Source organism: Luteitalea pratensis, from assembly GCF_001618865.1.
Lineage (GTDB): Bacteria > Acidobacteriota > Vicinamibacteria > Vicinamibacterales > Vicinamibacteraceae > Luteitalea > Luteitalea pratensis.
In genome coordinates, this window is sequence record NZ_CP015136.1 from 3,768,531 (window position 1) to 3,786,627 (window position 18,097).

The following is an 18,097-nucleotide window of genomic DNA, read 5'->3' on the forward strand; positions in this document are numbered from 1 at the left end:
GCCAACGTGATGCCCGATGCCTAATGCCTACTGCCCGATTCCGTTTCCCGGTACCCGTTTCCCGGTACCCGGTACCCGGTACTTACTTCAGCTTGTACCCGAACTGCTTGACCGTCTCGATCGCCTCGGCGAGCGAAGGGACCTTCTCGCGGAGCCGGCGGACATGCACGTCGACGGTGCGCGAGCCGCCCGTGTACTGGTAGCCCCACACGTCGGTCAGCATCAGGTCGCGCGACAGGACGCGGCCCCGATGTTCCAGGAAGTACTGCAGGAGCAGGAACTCCTTGGCGGTGAAGCGGACGTCACGGCCGTCCACGGTTACCACGTGCTGCTCGAGATCCATGCGGATGTCGCCATACGAGAGGACGCGCCCTGCCTGTGTCGCCGGCGACGCCGTGCTCGCGCGTGACGACCGACGCAGCAGGGCATTGACGCGAGCGACGACCTCCTTGGCGCTGAACGGCTTGGTGATGTAGTCGTCGGCGCCGAGTTCGAGTCCGACGATGCGGTCGCTCTCCTCCGCGCGAGCCGTGACCATCATCACCGGCAGATCCGCCATGGCCGGGGAGGCGCGCACGAGCCGGCAAATCTCGAGCCCCTCGACGCCCGGCAGCATGCGATCGAGGATCAGGAGATCGGGCAGGCGCTCGCGGAGACGCGGCATGGCGTCGTGCCCCTGTGTCAGAACCTCGACGTCGTGGCTGGCGCGCTCGAGATAGTGGCGCAGCAGGTCCGCGATGTCGGGATCGTCCTCGACGACGAGGATGCGACTCATGAGGGGAGCGGCTCCGGGCGGCCCTGCACCTGTCCCGCGAGCGATTCGATCGCAGCCGCGGCGAAGGCCCCACGCAGGTCGTCATCCGACGCGTACGGCCGCCTGGGAATCCGGCGTGCGGGCACCCGCCACGAGACCGTGGCGCCCGCGAACGGGTCCGGCGTCAGGGTCAGGTTCGCGCCGTCCGGCACGCCCTTGTAGTGATCGAGTTCGAAGCGATCCTGCCACCCATGACAGAGTGCCAGCGAAATCAGGTCAGCGGCACGCAGGGACGCGTAATCCTTCAGGAAACTGTCGAACGAGACACCGGTTGCGCGAGTGCCGAGTGCGGCGACACGGCTGTCGCGTTCCTCACCCATCGTGGTGAAGAACGCACGCCAGGCGGGATCGTCGTCATAGCGCGCGTACGCCGTCACCGCGTGATGCGCGACGAGCGCGGCGACATGCGGGCGATCGGCCAGCAACCGCAATGCCCGCACCCACACGGCCTGGCGTCGTGCCACGGGGAGATGGATGAAGTCCCAGGGGGAACCGTCCTCCGGATCGACGCTCGGGGCGTCGTCTTCGGCGGCCCAGCCGCAGTCGTGTTCGCGTGTGGCTTCGAGGAGCACGGGCCGCGTGTTCCGGTCCGGCAGCCCATCGGATTGCCAGTGCGACAACAGGTCCGCGGCCATGGCCGCGTGGTCAGGCTGGCGGATCAGGAGCCAGCTGTCGCCGTCGGGACGCACAATCACAGGGGAGAGTAGAACAGAAATAATGCTGGAATGCTGGCATTGCGGCATTAATGCGAGCGCCGCCTCCCGGCGGAAGGCGACGCTCGTCACCCTACCTGCACTCGGGGAACATCCACTCGCCGTTGTTCAACTTCGCGTCCCGGTACCGGGCATCGCTGCACATCGGTGCCACGGTCCACCGGCCGATTGCTCCGGCGGCGCGCGTTGCCGCCGTCTGGTCCACCCAGAACGGCGACGCGTTGCCGCAGTGTCCTCCAATGATGTCGTAGAGGCGCACCTGCGTGCTGTTCGGCATGGCGCTACCCTCCGGACCGCTGTAGTACGTAACGATGTCCTGCGACAGATCGCCGACGTTGCCGCGCTTCCAGTTCAGGCCCCACCGGTTGGTGTTGAACCGGCGGCGCAGTTCGGCGACGACCTCGAACATGAAGCGGTTGTTGCCGCCATGCTCCCGGCAGGAGTTGGCCAGGTCGAAGGGACGGGCGGCAGCCAGTGACACGATCACCCCGTACAGGTCACCGTAGCTCACGGCCGGGCCCGCAGCGAACGGATCGGCAAACTCGAACGCGCCGACCAGTTCGAGCGGCACGCCCTTCGTGGTGATGATGACGCTGGCAAGGCCGCGCCCGCTGGGCGGCGTCACGACCGAGATCGAGTTGGCGTTGTTGACGATCACGTTCTGGCGCGGCGTCCCCGTGATGCCGAAGCTCACGGTGGTGTCGGCCGTCAGGCCCAGGTTCGCGCCGGTGATGGTCACCAGCGTGCCGCCACTGGGGTTGCCGCGAGTCGGGCTGATGCCGGTCAGGCTCGGCGGCGGGGGTGCTGTCGGTGAGGCCAGTGTGGGCAGCGTGTCGGGCAGGATCGTGCCGCCGGTGGCGTGCGCACCGCGCATGCCGTTGCCCCAGTACATGGCCCGCTCCATCACCACGGGCACGTCCGACTCGAAGAACGCTGCGAACTTGCGATTGTGCAGCGCCGGGATCGTCTGCGGGGCAAACTGGCCTCGCGACCGTGCCGGAACGGTGATTGTGACCTCCGTGCCGACGTTCGAGTTGTCGTCTTCGAGGTAGAACACGCCACGCACCGTCGCGTCGGTGTCGGTGTTGTTCAGGACCAGGTAGTACGTCGTGAAGAGGCGTCGATCGGCGTCGGCCGGGCTCTGATACTGGAGGAAGCCGCCCTCCTGGCCATCCGCGAACCCCCACTTGCGTGCAGCCTCGGATGCGCCGGTGGCCACCGTGCCGTCACCCAGCGTCGCGCCAGCCTTGTAGACCGCCCGTTCGGCGACGAAGGGCTTGCTGCCAACGCTGACCACGGAAATCGAGAAGCCGGTGTTCTGGAGCGCCGGGTAGGCCGGGTCGCCCGCGAACACCTGCGCACGCGTGCGCGGCTGCATGTGGACCAGCACCGGCTGAAGGAGCCCGCCCGGACCATAGAAGTTGACCTCGACGTCGATGGGCTCGGTATTGGGGTTGAACAACAGCACGTAGGTGTCGAGTGCGCCCGCATACTGCGCGCCTTCGGCAAAGAGCCACGCCGGTTGTGGCGTGACACCGGCGGTCACGTGTCCGCCCTGGAAGTTGTTCCAGTACATGGCCCGCTCTGCGACCACGCCCACATCCGACGTCACCTCGATGGCGAAATCGAACTGCGACCGCGGGCCCAGCTGCTGCGCCAGCGCGTCGTTGGCGAAGTACGTCCGGCGCTGGCCCGACGGCACGACGTCGTTGACCGTGACCAGCTCGCCCGCGCTCGTCAGGTAGTTGACCCGCACGTTGGCGGCCAGCGTCCCTGGATTGCTGATGAGCACGTAGGTCTGGAAGAACCCGGCCGATCCTTCCGCGAACGACCAGGTCGTCTGGGTCGCGTTGACGCCGTTGCTGCTGTGGCCGGCGCGCATGTCGCTGACCGTGCCGGGGTTGTAGAGCGGGCCGAAATTGAAGAGCCCACCGCCCCAGTACATGGAACGCTCGACCACGACGTCGGCCGAGGCCGTGAGTTCGACGGCGAACCCGAAGTTCGCACCGGTGAACTGGCGGGCATTGACGCCGCCGCGGCTATACGCCTTGACGGTCAGCTGTCCCGGGATGGGCGCACTGCCATCCTGGGGGAAGAAACGCAGGTTGACGACCGCATCGGTGCCGGTCGGATTGCCGATCAGGATCTCTTCTTCGAACGGCAGAATCGGGGCCGTTGATCCTTCGGCGAAGTACCACGTCTTGAGCGTGGGCTGGGCATTGATGGAACTTGCTGTAGCTATCATCGCGAACGCGGCGCACACGCCTGCCGTTGCGAGTCTCGTGGCTCGAAACATTCATGGACCTCGTGGGAAGGCCTGATCGGGGCTGGGCTGGGAACCACATCCGCAGATCGGGCCTTAGTACTATACGGGCCCACGCGGCGGCCGCCAAACGATGTCGAGCGCCCTGTCGGGAGGTAGTGGGCAGGAAGGGCTTGCGAGTCCCCGCGGCCCGAGCGTGCCGCAGTGCACAGGCTCACCCGATTGCTGCGGGCTGAGACCGCCCCTGGGACGGCGGGGCACGGCCGGGCCCTTCGCAGCGTTCGGCTGTTCGACGTCTGGCGTTCGTCGCCGGTGGATGGTGGTACCGCCGGGTTGTCAAAGCCGGCTGTCGAGGTTTGCGGCGTCCCCCCTCGGGAACCAGGTAACAAGAACAGGGGCGCTCCCCTCATGGAAAGCGCCCCTGTTGATTGTGTGTCGAGGCCGGGCCCCGAACCTGCCTACGTGTCTACTGGCACTCGGGGAACACGAGGCTGCCTGTATTGGGATTGACCGCATTCCGATAGCGCGCGTTGCTGCACATCGGCCCGAGCGTCCAGCGCCCGATGGTGCCGGCATCGGCCGTCGCCTGCGTCTGATCGAGCCAGAACGGGCCTCCGCCGAAGCGGTCCGCCGGATTGCAGTGGTTCGCGATGATGTCGATGATGAACACCTGCGTGCTGTTGCGCATGTCGGACCCCTCGGGACCGTAGTAGTAGGTCACGATGTCCTCCGACAGCCCCTGGTTGCCGCGCTTGATGTTCATGCCCCAGCGGTTGGTGCCGGTGCGAATGCGCAGTTCGGCAATGACGTCCTCCACGAACTTCTCGTTGCCGCCGAAGGCCCGGCACGAGTTCGCGATATCCCCAGACTGCCGGCGTGCCATGTCGGCAACGTTGCCGAGAAACGACGCCATGATCTGGCAGGCCCTGCCGCCGCCGCTGCACGCATAGCCGGTATTGCGGCGGAAGGTGTTGATCGGCGCGCCCACGGCAGCCCACGGATCAAAGTACTCGAAAGCGGCTGGCGCGGTGATCGTTTGGCCGCGAGTCTCGACGGTCACGTCGACCTTGCCGGTGGCGCCAGGCGGCGTGACGGCACGAATCAGCGTGTCGTTCTCGACCTCGAAGTCGCGCGCGGGCACGCCACCGAACAGCACCTGCGTGCCGAGCTCGGTGTTGCCGAATCCGGCGCCCTCGATCATCACCTTCGTGCCACCGCCCGGCACGCCGCGACTGGGCGAGACGGTCAGGCCCGACGGGTTCGAGCGGAGCGCCGGCGCGGGCGTCAGCGGGAAGTCGTCAGCAAGCGGGATGCCCATCGACGCGTGGCCCGCCTTGTTGTTCCTGCCCCAGTACACGACACGCTCGACGACGATCGGCGCGGTCGAGGAGAAGAAGGTGGCGAACTTGGCATTGGCCAGCTCGTCGTAGAGCAGCGTCCACACCGTCTCGCGCGACTGCGCCGGCACCACGAGCGTCTTGGTGGTGCCGCTGTTGCCGCCTTCCGTGTAGAAGTACACCGTGACCGTTGCCGGCACCGGGCCGGGGTTGTAGATCGGGAAGAACGTGTTAAAGCGGCGCTTGTCGTTGTCGCTGTCGTCCTGGTACATCTGGAAGCCGCCCTGCAGACCTTCGGCAAAGCCCCACTTGAGCGCCGCTGCGGTGGCACCGGCCGTCGCCGTGCCCTCGGTCAATCCGCGCCAGTACACGGCCCGCTCGGCCACGAACGGCATCGTGGATGTCGCACGGATCGAGAAGGCCTGGTTGATGAGGCCCGGGAGCTCCTTGGCCCACACGCCGTCGCGCGTAAGGCCGCCGATGGTGCGCGTGGTCTCGGCCAGCTTCGCGCCTGCCTGCCCGAAGAACTCCACCTTCACGTCGATGGGCGTCTCGTTCTGGTTGAAGAACAGCACGAACGTGTCGAAGGCCGGGTCGCCTGAGGTGGAGAGCGCGCCCTGGATACCTTCGGCGAACAGCCACGTGGCCGATGGCGTGGTCACGCCTGCCGCTGCATGACCGCCGTGGATGCCGGACGGCGCTCCCGGCCCCCAATACATCTGGCGCTCGGCGACCACGTCGAGATCGGAGGTGACGATGGTGGCAAAGCCGGCGCGGCCCGGTTGGAGACGCCCGGAGAGCACCGCCGTCGGCCAAAACGTCCGTCGGCCGTTGGCCGGCACGACGTCGGTCTGCGCCACTTCCACACCGGCATCGTCGCGATAGGAAGCGGTGACGGTCGCCGGCGTGTTGTTCGGGTTGGCAACGGAGATGAAGGTGTTGAAGAACTTGCCTTCACCCTCGGCGAAGTACCACGTCTTTGCCGCCGCCTGCTGGCCGTGCTCGTTGTGGCCGCCGCGCAGGTCGTTGACCTTCTGGTTCCAGGACTTGCCACCACGGAACAACCCGCCGCCCCAGTACATCGTGCGTTCGGCAATGATCGGCGCACTCGAGGTGAGCCGGATCGCGATGCCTACCCGATCGCCGACGAGGCCGCGGATGTTCTCACCGTAGCGCGATAGCGGCTCGAGCGTCCGGACCACGGGCGCGAGCGCTTCGCCGTCCTGCGTGAACAGCTCGAAGGTCACCGTGATCGGTGTCGTATTCGGGTTACCGATCAGGATTTCCTGTTCGAACCCGAACGCGCCGTTGGTGGAACCTTCGGCAAACAGCCATGTGGTGAGTTCGGGGCCGGCCGCCAGGGCCGACGCGGGGATACAGAGGGCGATCGCGGCACAAACGCCAACGGTCGCCGTTTTCACGGCTTGAAACATGGGCACCTCATGACGGAACTCAATATCGACCGCGCCACGGCCGGGACACCGACAACGCGGAACGCGACGTACTATAGAAATCTTCGCGTGCAGGACCAAACGGAAACTGCCGGCGCTGACTACCGATAGCGCTCGTGGCACGTGAAATCCGGCCAACCCAAGCGTCCGCGCCACGGCGATGCAAAGCATGCGCCGTATCTCGGCTTTTGGGTTGTGCCGAGAATCCGGCCGGCGCACTCATCCATTTCATCCCGGCGACGGTCCGCCGCCGCACGACGTCCGGAAACCGGACGGAACGGTTTACCCCGGTTCTCGATCGCCGTCAGCGAACCGCCGACGGGCCGAGGGTCCATCCCCGGACGAGCAGGCCGAGTTGGCGAGCGTCACCGCCGTCCTGTCCGCCCGCAGGACCTGCCATACGTGTGATGCCGAGCGTAATCGTGTTCACGCCATCACGGACTGCATCGGCGGGCACATCCCACGTGTAGATCCCGCGCGTCGGCAACAGCGGCCGCGTGCCGACGTCACGGCCACCGACGGCAAGCCGCACTTCGTCTCCTGGCGATGGAGCTACCGGGGCCTGCGCGTCCAGCGCGAAGGTGAAGGCCTCGGCGTGCGGCAGCGCCAGCAGCAACTCGGCGCGCGGCCCGGACATCCAGCGGAAGTACCCCACGCCGGGTTGCACTTCCAGGTCGTGCCAGCCCATGCCGAAATGCGGCTCGACCCGCGGCGCGACCCGTACCTCGACGGGTTGCGGTCCTGGAGCACGCGCAAGGGACATGGGCCAGGCCGCGCACAGCCGCACCTCCTGGTCGGCCCGGGCCTGCGCGCGTGCCACTGGTCCTCGCAGGTAGACGCCGGCGGTCCCGCTGCGCCGGGCCTGGAGCGCAAACGCACCGGGCCGGGTGCCGTGCTCGATCAGCACCGGGCCGGATGCGTTGGACGGCGTCTCGGCGAGGCGGACGACCGATGGCGTCCACTCGCGTGGCCGGTCCAGGGTCAGATCGAGTCGGCCCGGTGCGGCCCACGTGACGCCGAGGGCGCCGCGTCCAGTCAGGGCGGTGACGTCGACGTCGCGGCCTGCGGGCACGGTCAGGCAAGGCAGTGCCGCCACCGCGACGGCCCGTGTGGCGGGCCCCGTTCCCAGCGCCGGCCCGTCGAGGTGCGCAGGGTCGGGGCCGGCGCGCCATGCCAGCATGTCGCCGCGCGTGGTGAAGAACACGAGCGCGAGGCCCTCCACCTGATCGAGGAGCACCTCTCCGCGTAACCATAGTCTTACACGTGTACCATCCGCCTCGAGCCTCGCGTCCACGGGCGAGCGGGCCGCCGTGCGGCCCAGCACGTCGCCCGGCTGCACGTCGAGCCGCACGGAGCCGGCCTGCGCCACCTCGAGCGCCTGTATGCGTGCGCCGGTGATGCCGGCCAGGGCATGCGCGCGACCCGTCGCCGCATCTGGCAGTCGCAGCCCCAGGCGGCCGAGTGCCTGCCATTGCCGCGGCGACAGGCGGCCCGCCGCGTCTGCGGAGATGACCGCCAGCGTCACCGTTCCCGGCGGCAATGCAGCGAGGATGTCCTCCACCGACGCACCGGCCCCGGTGCCCCACGGGGCGAACCCGAGGCCACCCCAGCGCAGGATCTCGAGCTGTGAGGCCGTCAGCGACACCGGTTGACGGCCGGACTCGGTCGCGCGGTGGGCTTGGTCGGCCGCGATCGTGGCCGACGCCGACCACCCGCGGCCACGCTGCGCCACGAGCGTGGAGAGCACGCGCCCGCGCGGCGAAGTGTCGGTGACCAGCGGTTGCGTTTCCGTCAGGCGCTCGGCCATGGCGTGTGCCCACGTCCCCACCAGCGCCGCCTGCTGTCGTTCGTGTCCCCACGGCCGGGCGGCCACGTGCAACGCCAGCCACGCCATCAGGCCGACGCCTGCCCACCGTGCCCCACCGCCGCGCCACTCAATGACATTGGTCACGCCCACGCCAACGAGCCACCACACCCACGGCAGCACGGCCGCGGCACGAACCTCGGCGGGGAAGGGCAAGGTCAGGAGCCATGCCGCTCCTGCGCCCAGCCAGACGCGAGCCTCCGACGTCGCGCGCGCCAGCGTCACCGCGCCTGCTGCGAGCAACACCAGCCCGATCGGTCCGAGGTCGCCGAGGAGCAGGGCCGAGGTGGCCGCGAGCGTCGACACCTGCCGGGCGCGCGAGAGCGCTTCGCCCATGCCTGTCAGCAGCGCGAGCACGATGGCGACTCGTACCAGTGGCAGGAGTCCCGTCGCACCGGTTTCGCCGCGCCGTTCGTCCACGGCGGTGACGGGGTGACGGACCAGCAGTGTCAGCAGCACCACGCTCGCCAGCATCACCGGAGCCGCACCGAGCGGCGACGACCCGCTCCAGCCCGCGAAGGGCGCCGCGGTGGCGACCAGGGCCAGCAGGGCCGGCGATCCGGCCCGCAGGCCAGCCCGGCGTAGCGTCGAGGTCATGAGCGCCGCCGCCGCCGCAGCGCACGCCGCCGCGACTGCGATCGCGCCGCTGACGACATCTGATCGCCATGCCCAGCCGCCCAATGTGACCTGGAACGCGATGATGGCGTCCAGGGCTGAACCCGGCTCGGCCTCCCACGCCGCGCTCGTCGCGGGCCGCATGTCTCGTGGCAGCCACGCGTCGTGCGGCACGGCGAGCGCAACCGTCGCCAGAATCGTCATCGCCACGAGCAGCGGTGCTGCGGTGCGGCCGATGCGTACAATGCGCGAGGCCGGCGCGCGACCTCGCGCGTTGCCGGCTTTCGCCACGGCCTCTCTCGTGCTCACGCCTGCTCGCGCCTCGTCATCGCTCGCCGTCTGGGTCGCCGTGCTGGTCACGGCGACGCTGATTGTCCTTCGATCCCTCGTCTTCGTGCACTACGAGCAAGCGGACTTCGACGCCGACCAGGCCATTGTCGGCCTGATGGCGACGCACCTTGCCGAGGGACGCGCGTGGCCGCTGTTCTTCTACGGGCAGCTGTACATGATGGGCGTGCAGGCCTGGATGGCCGCCCTGGTCTTCCCGTTGATTGGCCCCACGGTGTTCGCCCTGAAGCTGCCGCTGGTCATCGTCAACGTCGCGACCGGTGGCCTGCTGGTGTGGCTGCTGGTGCGCGAAACGGCTCTGCGGCCCTGGCAGGCGACGACGGCTGCCGCGTGGTTCGCGCTGCTCCCGCCGGTCACGGCCAGCCGCATGGTCCAGGCGCAGGGGGGCACCATCGAACCCCTGCTCTACACGCTGCTGCTGTGGCTCGCGCGGCGGCGCGCCGTGATCTTCGGTCTGTTGTTTGCGTTCGGCTTCCTTCATCGCGAGTTCACGCTGTTTGCCGTGATCGCGATCGTGCTGCTCGAGGTGTGGACGGGGGAGTTGTTCTCGCGTCGACGCGCGTCGCACTGGCTGGTCGTTGTGCTCGTGTTCCTCGGATCGCGACAGGCGGTGACACTGCTGCGTCACATCGCCTCCATGTTCGGTCCGGACGTGCCGCCGCCGCGACTCGAAGATGGCATCACCAACGTCGATCTCGTCGCACGGAGCGTGTGCCTGTCGGCAGGACCGATGCTGGGCAACCTGTGGTGGCTGATCGCCCACAACGTACCGACGTTCTTCGGCGTGCAGTCGCAGCCGCCGGGAGCGCTGATCCTGTCGCATCAGGCCACGGGCGCGCCGTGGGCGGCGTGGCCCGCCATCGTGGCGATGGCGTGTGCGTTGCTGGTCGTGGCGTCTCGCGCCTGGCGCTCGTTGCCACCTCTGCGCGCGCCCGCAGACTCCCGGGTGCTCCTGCCGGCGATGCTGTGCGTCGCCGGATTCCTGAGCCTCGTAGGCGTCGCGACTGGCTGCAACATCCGGAACCTGTTCACGATTCGGTACCACCTGCTGCTCGCGTTCGCGCCGGTGGGACTGACGGCGTTGGCCTTCGCGTTGAACGACCAGCGTTCACATGATCCAGGGCCATCCGCGTCGGGCGCACGTGCCCAGGCCGGAACGCGTGTCGTGCTGCCGCTGATGACGGCGGCGGTGCTCGTGTGGGCGACGGCGATGCTGGGGGAGCATGTCCGGCTGTTGCGCGAGTACCGCACGAGCCCCCCGGCCAACGCGTTTCGCGCGCTTGCCGACGACCTGGTCGCGCACGGCGACAAGTACGGCTGGGCCTCGTACTGGGTGTCGTATCACGTCGACTTCCTGTCACAGGAACGCGTACAACTCTCGCCGACGTCCGCGATTCGCATTGCCGACTACACGCGGCAGGCGCTGCGCGCCGGCAGCACGGCCGTCGTCGTCGGATCGGCGCCATGCAGCAGCGGCGAGTCGGGCCGGCAGGTCGCGGTGTGGTGGGTTTGTAGGGGCACGTCGAAACGTTGAACGCTGAGTGTGGTAGGGACCGCTCTCCGAGCGGTCCATCTCCGCGGCTCTCCGCAGTCGATCTCCGCGCCCACGTTGCATGTAGGATGGCCGCATATCCCGAGGAGATGGACGCCTCGGAGAGGCGTCCCTACCTCGCTTTTGTGCGGAGCGCGATGAGCCCCCACGCGACGATCCAGGCGAGACCTCCCAGCGGCGTGATCGCGCCGAAGCCGCGGAGGCCCGTCAGGGCCAGCAGGTAAAGGCTGCCCGAGAAGAGCAGGATGCCGACGATGAAGAGCACGCCGGCCAGGCGTGCCGATCGGGTCTGGTCTTCGCCGGCCAGCCACGCCGCGACGAACACGGCCAGGCCGTGCACCAGGTGGTAACGAACGCCCGTTTCGTAGATCGCCAGGAAATCGGGCGTCAGACGCGCCTTCAAGCCATGCGCGCCGAACGCGCCAAGGGCCACACCGAAGGCCATGGCGATGGCTCCGAGCCGGACCAGGCGGGCGCGATCAGACACGAACGACCCCTTCACGGCGAGTCAGGAAGTAGAGGGCAGCCAGGCACAGGAGGCTGCCATTCAGCGTCAGCACGACCGGCAGGCCGATGCGCGAAATGAGCGCGCCGCTCACGAGGCTGCCGAGGGGCATGCCGCCGCGGAACGCCACCATGTAGATGCTCATCACCCGGCCGCGCATGGCGTCTGGCGCCACCAACTGCACGAGCGAGGTCACCAGCGACGACGTGATGATCGTCGACAAGCCGGCTGCAAACAGCAGCAGGTAGGTGAGGTGGACCGAGCGCGACCACGCGACGGCAATCACCAGCAGGCTGAACGTCGCCTGCAGCCCGAGCAGCACCTTGCCCATGCCGTGGAAGCGGCCCAGCCACGCAACGGCCAGCGCGCCGGTGACCGCTCCGGCGCCCGAGAACGACATCATCCGGCTGTAGGTGTCGACGCCCTGTCCGAACACCTGCTGTGCGAGCACCGGCAGGAAGGTCTGCATCGGCAAGCCGAGGAACGTCGACGCCGAGGCGACGATGATCAGCGAGACCAGCGTGCGGTCGTCGCGCACGTAACGCAGGCCGCCCTTCATCTCGGCCAGCATCGGCATGCTGTTCACAGGACGCACGTGTGGGACGTGCAGGGCGATCAGCGCGGCGATGACGGCGAGGAACGAGAGCGCGTTCATGCCGAAGCAGGCCGCGAGGCCGACCGAGGCGACCGCGATGCCTGCCAGCGCCGGGCCAATCACGCGGGAGAGGTTGAACTGGATCGAGTTGAGCGCAATCGCGTTCGGCAGGTCCTTCTTCGGCACGAGCGATGGCACCAACGATTGATAGGCCGGTCCGCCGAAGGCCTGCGCGAACCCGGTCAGGCACGACAGCAGCAGCACGTGCCAGATGCGCACGACGTCGAACCAGACGAGCAGGGCCAGCAACGTCGCCGACGACAACTGCACCACCTGGGAGCTGATCAGCAGCAATCGGCGGTTGTGGCGGTCGGCGATGACCCCACCGACGAGAGTGAAGAGGAGAATCGGCAGTTCGCCGAGGAACGAGTCGAGGCCGAGGTACCAGGCCGACCCCGTCAGCGACAGGACCAGCCAGCTCTGGGCGATCTTCTGCATCCACGTACCGATGGTGGACGTGAACGCGCCGAGCCAGAGGATGCGGAAATCCCGCGACAGCAGCGCCGCGCCAAGGCGCCGCAGCGCACCAGGGATGCCCTGGGTGGGCAGCGGCGTGGCACAGTCAGCCGGGGACGCGGGCGGAGGCAGGGACAATCCCGAAGAGGATACAATGCGGGCCGAAAGGATCCTCCCGCCGTGAGCCAATCCACCAGCAGACGCGACTTCATCCGCACCGTCGGCGCAGGCGCCGTTGCCGCCGCCGGCACGATCTCGACTTCGACGTCCGCCTCCGCGCGGCCCATGTCGACGCCCGCCAAGGCCCGTATCCTCGGTGCCAACGACCGCATCAACATCGGCTTTGTCGGCTGTGGCGGCCGCATGAACACCCACATCACGCACGTGATGGGCCGCAACAAGGCCAAGGGCGACGTGCAGGCGATTGCCGTCAACGACATCTGGGAGACGCGCAAGAAGCTGGCGCAGCAGAAGACCGCTGTCGACGACAAGTCCGTGTACCACGACTACCGCGAACTGGTCGTGCGCCCGGACATCGATGCGGTCGTGATCGGGTCACCCGATCACTGGCACTACGCCCACACGATGGCGGCGCTCGAGGCCGGCAAGGATGTCTACCTCGAGAAGCCGATGACCTACACGGTGGACGAGGCGCGCAAAATCGCCGAGTACGTCAAGACGAGCGGCAGGATCCTGCAGGTCGGCAGCCAGTACACCTCCCTCGATCACTTCCACAAGGCGAAGAAGGCCATCGAGGACGGGCTGATCGGCGACATCGTCTGGACGTCGGGCGGATTCGGGCGCAACAGCACGAAGCGCGGCAACGAGTGGAACTACAAGATCGACCCCGACGCGAATCCGTCCAACCTCGACTGGAAGGCCTTCATCGGCAGTGCGCCGAAGCGTGACTGGGATCCGGCGCGGTACTTCCGGTGGCGCAAGTACTGGGACTACTCCGGTGGCATCGCGACCGACCTCTTCTACCACACGGTCTCGCCGATCCTGATGGCCGTCGGACCTGAGTTCCCGGTGCGCGTGACCGCGGGCGGGGGCATCTACGTGCAGAAGGATCGTGAGGTCCCCGACACCTTCTTCATGAACGTCGACTACAGCGACTGGACGATGCAGCTGGCCTGCTCGGTGACGAGCGGCAAGGGCGCGCCGCTCGTGTTCCACGGCTCGCAGGGCACGATCATGGTCGCCGAGGACAGCGAAGCCTTCCAGAACACCGAGATGGTCGTCACTCCGGATCGCGACTACAAGGACGACTTCGTCAAGAAGACCGGCGCCGAGGAACTGAAGATCGCGGTGCAGCCGTTCGTGCGTGGCGAACACCCGCACATGGACAACTTCCTCGAGTCGATGCGCACACGGCAGAAGCCGAATCTCGATGCCGAACTCGGCTACCGCGCCATGGCGGCGATTGCTGGCGGCGTGACGGCCTACCGCAAGGGCAAGGTCGTCGGCTTCGACACCAAGGCCGAGAAGCTCACCTAAAGGTAGGGCCGGCTGTCCCAGCCGGCCGTGACCTCCGCAATCGCTGAACACGGGCGCCTCGGAGAGGCGCCCCTACCTTCGCGCTTCTATGTCTGGCCCCATTTCCCAATTCATCGATCGTCACTACCGCCATTTCAACGCCGCGGCCCTCAAGGACGCGGCCGATGCCTACACCGCGCACCTCGCCTCCGGCGGCTCGATGCTCGTGACGCTGGCAGGCGCCATGAGCACGGCCGAACTCGGCTGCTCGCTGGCCGAGATGATCCGGCAGGGCAAGGTGACCGGCATCTGCTGCACCGGGGCCAACCTCGAGGAAGACGTCTTCAACCTCGTGGCGCACGATCACTACGTGCGGCTGCCGGACTACCGCGACCTCACGCCGGCCGACGAGCAGGGCCTGCTCGATCGGCACCTCAATCGCGTCACCGACACGTGCATCCCCGAGCACGAGGCGATGCGGCGTATCGAGTCAGCGGTACTGGACCGGTGGGTGCAGCATGACCGCGACGGAACCCCCCTGTTCCCGCACGAGTTCATGTACGAGATCCTCCTCAGCGGTGTCCTCGCGGAGTCCTACCAGATCGACCCGAAGGATTCCTGGATGATGGCCGCGGCGGAGCGCAAGCTGCCGATGATCGTGCCGGGCTGGGAAGACTCGACGCTCGGCAACATGTACGCGGGCCATTGCATCTCGGGTGACGTGAAGAACGTGCACACCGTGCGTACCGGCATCGAGTACATGATGCGGCTCGCGGACTGGTACCAGGAACTGGCGCCGACGTCCTCGATCGGCTTCTTCCAGATCGGCGGCGGCATCGCCGGCGACTTCCCGATCTGCGTCGTGCCGATGCTGCACCAGGATCTGCAGCGGCCCGAGGTGCCCCTGTGGGGCTACTTCTGCCAGATCAGCGATTCGACTACCAGCTACGGTTCTTATTCGGGCGCCGTGCCCAACGAGAAGATCACCTGGGGCAAGCTCGGCATCGACACCCCAAAGTTCATCATCGAGTCCGACGCCACGATCGTCGCGCCGCTGATGTTTGCGCGCATCCTCGGATGGTAGAGACCAAGCGGGGGGCCGCGTGGCCCCTGTTCCTGATTTCCTTCCTCGTCCTGTTCCTCGAGGTCACGCTGATCCGGTGGATGCCGGCGTACATCCGCCTGCTGGCATACTTCTCGAACTTCATCCTGCTGGCGAGCTTCCTCGGCATCGGCGTCGGCTGCCTCCTCGCGCCGGTTCGCGGCAATCTCCTGCGCTGGTTCCCGCTGGTGCAGGTGCTGCTCGTGCTCGCGGTCGCCGTCGGGCGGATCGACATCGCGGTGCCGCAGACCTCCGAGAGCATCTACTTCTCGAGCGGCACGACCAACGTCGTGGTGCCCGTCGAAAGCACGTGGTTCCTGCCGCTGCTCTGCATGGCCGTCGCGCTGTTGTTCGTGACGCTGTCGCAGCGGCTCGGGCGCGAGATGAATGCCCACGCGCCGCTACGTGCGTACCTCGTGAACCTCGCCGGCAGTCTGGCCGGCGTGATCTGCTTCGGCGCGCTCTCGGCGTGGCAGTTGCCTCCGGTGGCCTGGTTCGGGCTCGGCTTCCTCGCCGCAGTGCCGTTCCTGCTCGAGCAGCCCCGCGTGTGGGCGGCAAGCGGCCTGGTGCTGCTTGCGGTTTCGCTCGGCGTCACGCACCGGCTCTCGGGTGACACGCTGTGGTCACCGTATTACAAGATCACGGCGCACACGCAGGGCAAGGAGACCGTGGTGGAGGTGAACAACATCTTCCACCAGTCGATGGCGCCGGTCCGGGAGAAGGAATACTTCTACCAGTGGCCGTACCAGGTCTTCGGCGAGCGCTTCGATGACGTCCTCATCCTGGGCGCCGGATCGGGCACCGACGTCGCCTCGGCGTTGCAACACGGGGCCAAGCGCGTCGATGCCGTCGAAATCGATCCGGTCATCGTCCGGCTGGGTCGCGAGTACCATCCGGATGGGCCCTACAAGGATCCGCGCGTCCAGGTCGTCACCGACGACGCGCGGCATTACCTGCGGACGTCGGACCAAAAGTACGACCTGGTCGTGTTCGCGCTGATCGACTCGCTCACGTTGCAGTCGTCGTTCTCCGCGGTTCGCCTCGAGAGCTTCATGTTCACCGAGGAGGCGTTTCGCGCCGCCAGCCAGCGGCTGAAGCCGAATGGCGTGCTCGTGGTCTACAACTACTTCCGCGAGAAATGGCTGGTCGACCGGCTCGCCAATTCGGCGCGCAACGTCTTCGGCGAGGAACCGCGCGTCCACATCCACAAGGAGCACGGGTACCTCGGCGTGATGATTGCCGGCCCGGGCACCAGGGCCGTGACCAACTGGCCGTCGCCGCCCGAAAAGGTCGCGGCCTACAACCATCCCGACGTCGTCAGCCCCGGTGTGCCGCTCGACCGTGACGGGTCCATCCAGCCCGCGACCGACGACTGGCCGTTCCTGTACATGCGCGAGCCGCACCTGCCGACACACTATGCCTGGGCACTGCTCGGCGTGCTCGTCGTCTCCGTGCTGGCGGTCCTGGCGGCGCTGCGACTGGTCGGCACGGACAGTGGCGGAAGCCTTCGCGTGATGCCCCTCGTGCCGTTCTTCGTGCTGGGCGCCGGGTTCATGATCCTCGAGACCAAGGCAATCACGCAGTTCGCGCTGATCTGGGGATCGACATGGGTCGTGGCCTCGGCCACCATCGCCTCGGTGCTGGTGATGGCGGCGTTGGGCGCGTGGCTGGCGAGCCGCCTGGTACGCATCCGTCCGTGGGCGGTCGGCGCGCCGTTGCTGGGACTGCTATTGCTCGCGTATCTGTTGCCGATCGGCACGATCAGCTTCGGGTCGCTCGCTGCCGAGACGGCGTTCTACTCGATGCTGACGTTCAGCCCGGTGCTGCTGGCCGGCCTGCTGTTCAGCGGCAGCCTCAAGCAGGCCGACAACGTCGCGTTCGCGTACGGCGCGAACCTGCTCGGCGCCATGCTGGGCGGGGTGGGGGAGTATCTCGCGCTGGTCACGGGCTACCGCGTGCTGCTCGTCGTGATCGCGTTGTGCTACGTTGCGGCAATCCTGCTGTATCCACGAGAGAGGACGTCCACGGTGTAGCCGCAGGACTCCAACGGCATTCGCCTACAGCCTACGGCCTGCAGGCTACCTGAGCCGATTATCGTCACCGCTCGTGGCGCTGGCCATGGACCACTTGTCCGGCGGGCGCCGCGTGGGCAGACGGCCGGACAGAGTCCGGCCGCTCCGCGGCCCAAGAGCCTCGCCGGGCGTAGCCCGTAGTCCGTAGGCTGCAGCCCGTAGGCCGAACAGGCTGCAGGCCGCAGGCTTGTAGGCCTTTCTACGACAGCAACACGGCACGCGCCGGCGAGCCGTCCGCCCCTTCGACCTTCAGCGGCAGCACCACGAACAGGTAGTCGCCGGGCGCCGCCTTCGTCAAGTCGAGGCCCTCGACAATGAAGACGTCGTTGCCAAGCAGGGCACGGTGCGTGACCGGTTCGGGTGCGTGAAAGCCCTCCACCGACAGGTAGTCGACACCCACCGTCCGCACGCCGCATTCGACCAGGTACTGCGCGGCGTCCTCCGCGATGTAGACGAACTCAGTGTTGAATGGCGCGCCGCTCTCGAGCGTGCCGGAGTTGGTGGTCTTGCAGAGTACGGCGCGCGCACCCTCGATCTTGCCGACGAGATCGGCCTTCGTGATCGCCGCCTGGACATGCGTCAGGTCGAGCAGGCGCGCCGGCGTGATCATCTGCTCGAGTGGAATCGCCTCGAGCGTCTTCGGGCTCATGCCGAAGTGCCACGGCGAATCCACGTGCGTGCCGGCATGGCATGACACCCGGTACATCGACACGTTGCAGACGTCGCCCTTGTCCATCCGCAGCAACGGGCTGAACTGCCAGACCTCCTGGCCCGGCCACGGCGCGAGCCGCTCGCTGAGCGTCACCGTCACGTCCAGGGCCGTGCCGGACTTCACGTATTCGTCAATCCAGGACATGGGGCGAGTGTAGAACAC

Annotated in this window: 12 protein-coding genes; 4 read left to right on the plus strand and 8 right to left on the minus strand. The window is 67.5% G+C overall.

Features of this window, described 5'->3' with window-relative positions; genetic code table 11:
• Positions 1 to 82: 82 nt before the first annotated feature.
• From LuPra_RS15430 to LuPra_RS15450, 5 genes are all read right to left on the minus strand, one after another.
• Positions 83 to 775 (minus strand): response regulator transcription factor, encoded by a 693-nt coding sequence (locus tag LuPra_RS15430; RefSeq protein ID WP_110171572.1) that lies wholly within the window; start codon positions 773 to 775, stop codon positions 83 to 85.
• Positions 772 to 1,509: a DUF3891 family protein gene (locus LuPra_RS15435; protein ID WP_157899240.1), complete on the minus strand. Its 738-nt coding sequence runs from the start codon at positions 1,507 to 1,509 to the stop codon at positions 772 to 774. The genes LuPra_RS15430 and LuPra_RS15435 overlap by 4 nt, the downstream gene beginning before the upstream one ends.
• 91 nt (positions 1,510 to 1,600) lie before the next feature.
• On the minus strand, positions 1,601 to 3,772 hold the full coding sequence (locus LuPra_RS15440; protein WP_157899241.1) for an IPT/TIG domain-containing protein: 2,172 nt from the start codon (positions 3,770 to 3,772) through the stop codon (positions 1,601 to 1,603).
• Between the two features lie 484 nt (positions 3,773 to 4,256).
• Entirely contained in the window at positions 4,257 to 6,749 is a 2,493-nt protein-coding gene (locus LuPra_RS15445; protein ID WP_110171575.1) for an IPT/TIG domain-containing protein, read from the minus strand.
• 133 nt (positions 6,750 to 6,882) lie between these two features.
• Complete coding sequence (locus LuPra_RS15450; protein ID WP_157899242.1) at positions 6,883 to 9,366, minus strand: hypothetical protein; 2,484 nt, start codon at positions 9,364 to 9,366, stop codon at positions 6,883 to 6,885.
• Here LuPra_RS15450 and LuPra_RS15455 point away from each other — a divergent pair.
• A complete protein-coding gene (locus LuPra_RS15455; RefSeq protein ID WP_110171577.1) occupies positions 9,359 to 10,939 on the plus strand; it encodes a hypothetical protein in 1,581 nt (526 codons plus the stop codon). The two genes, LuPra_RS15450 and LuPra_RS15455, sit on opposite strands and share 8 nt — an antisense overlap.
• A 130-nt stretch (positions 10,940 to 11,069) precedes the next feature.
• Here LuPra_RS15455 and LuPra_RS15460 read toward each other — a convergent pair whose 3' ends face one another.
• Together LuPra_RS15460 and LuPra_RS15465 are read right to left on the minus strand one after the other, a co-directional pair.
• Positions 11,070 to 11,402 (minus strand): DUF423 domain-containing protein, encoded by a 333-nt coding sequence (locus tag LuPra_RS15460; RefSeq protein WP_110174704.1) that lies wholly within the window; start codon positions 11,400 to 11,402, stop codon positions 11,070 to 11,072.
• A 34-nt stretch (positions 11,403 to 11,436) separates the two neighbouring features.
• Positions 11,437 to 12,711, minus strand: coding sequence for an MFS transporter (locus LuPra_RS15465; protein WP_234800404.1), 1,275 nt, complete (start codon positions 12,709 to 12,711; stop codon positions 11,437 to 11,439).
• A 42-nt stretch (positions 12,712 to 12,753) separates the two neighbouring features.
• Here LuPra_RS15465 and LuPra_RS15470 point away from each other — a divergent pair, with 42 nt between their 5' ends.
• The 3 genes from LuPra_RS15470 to LuPra_RS15480 all read left to right on the plus strand — a co-directional run bounded on the left by LuPra_RS15470 (position 12,754) and on the right by LuPra_RS15480 (position 17,184).
• On the plus strand, positions 12,754 to 14,070 hold the full coding sequence (locus LuPra_RS15470; protein ID WP_157899243.1) for a Gfo/Idh/MocA family protein: 1,317 nt from the start codon (positions 12,754 to 12,756) through the stop codon (positions 14,068 to 14,070).
• An 88-nt stretch (positions 14,071 to 14,158) separates the two neighbouring features.
• On the plus strand, positions 14,159 to 15,133 hold the full coding sequence (locus LuPra_RS15475; RefSeq protein ID WP_110171579.1) for a deoxyhypusine synthase family protein: 975 nt from the start codon (positions 14,159 to 14,161) through the stop codon (positions 15,131 to 15,133).
• The gene (locus tag LuPra_RS15480; protein ID WP_110171580.1) at positions 15,127 to 17,184 is read left to right on the plus strand and encodes a spermine/spermidine synthase domain-containing protein; all 2,058 of its coding nucleotides are present in this window, start codon (positions 15,127 to 15,129) and stop codon (positions 17,182 to 17,184) included. Before LuPra_RS15475 ends, LuPra_RS15480 begins: the two co-directional genes overlap by 7 nt.
• 238 nt (positions 17,185 to 17,422) lie before the next feature.
• Here LuPra_RS15480 and LuPra_RS15485 read toward each other — a convergent pair whose 3' ends face one another.
• The gene (locus LuPra_RS15485) at positions 17,423 to 18,079 is read right to left on the minus strand and encodes a cyclase family protein (RefSeq protein WP_157899244.1); all 657 of its coding nucleotides are present in this window, start codon (positions 18,077 to 18,079) and stop codon (positions 17,423 to 17,425) included.
• Positions 18,080 to 18,097 lie beyond the last annotated feature (18 nt).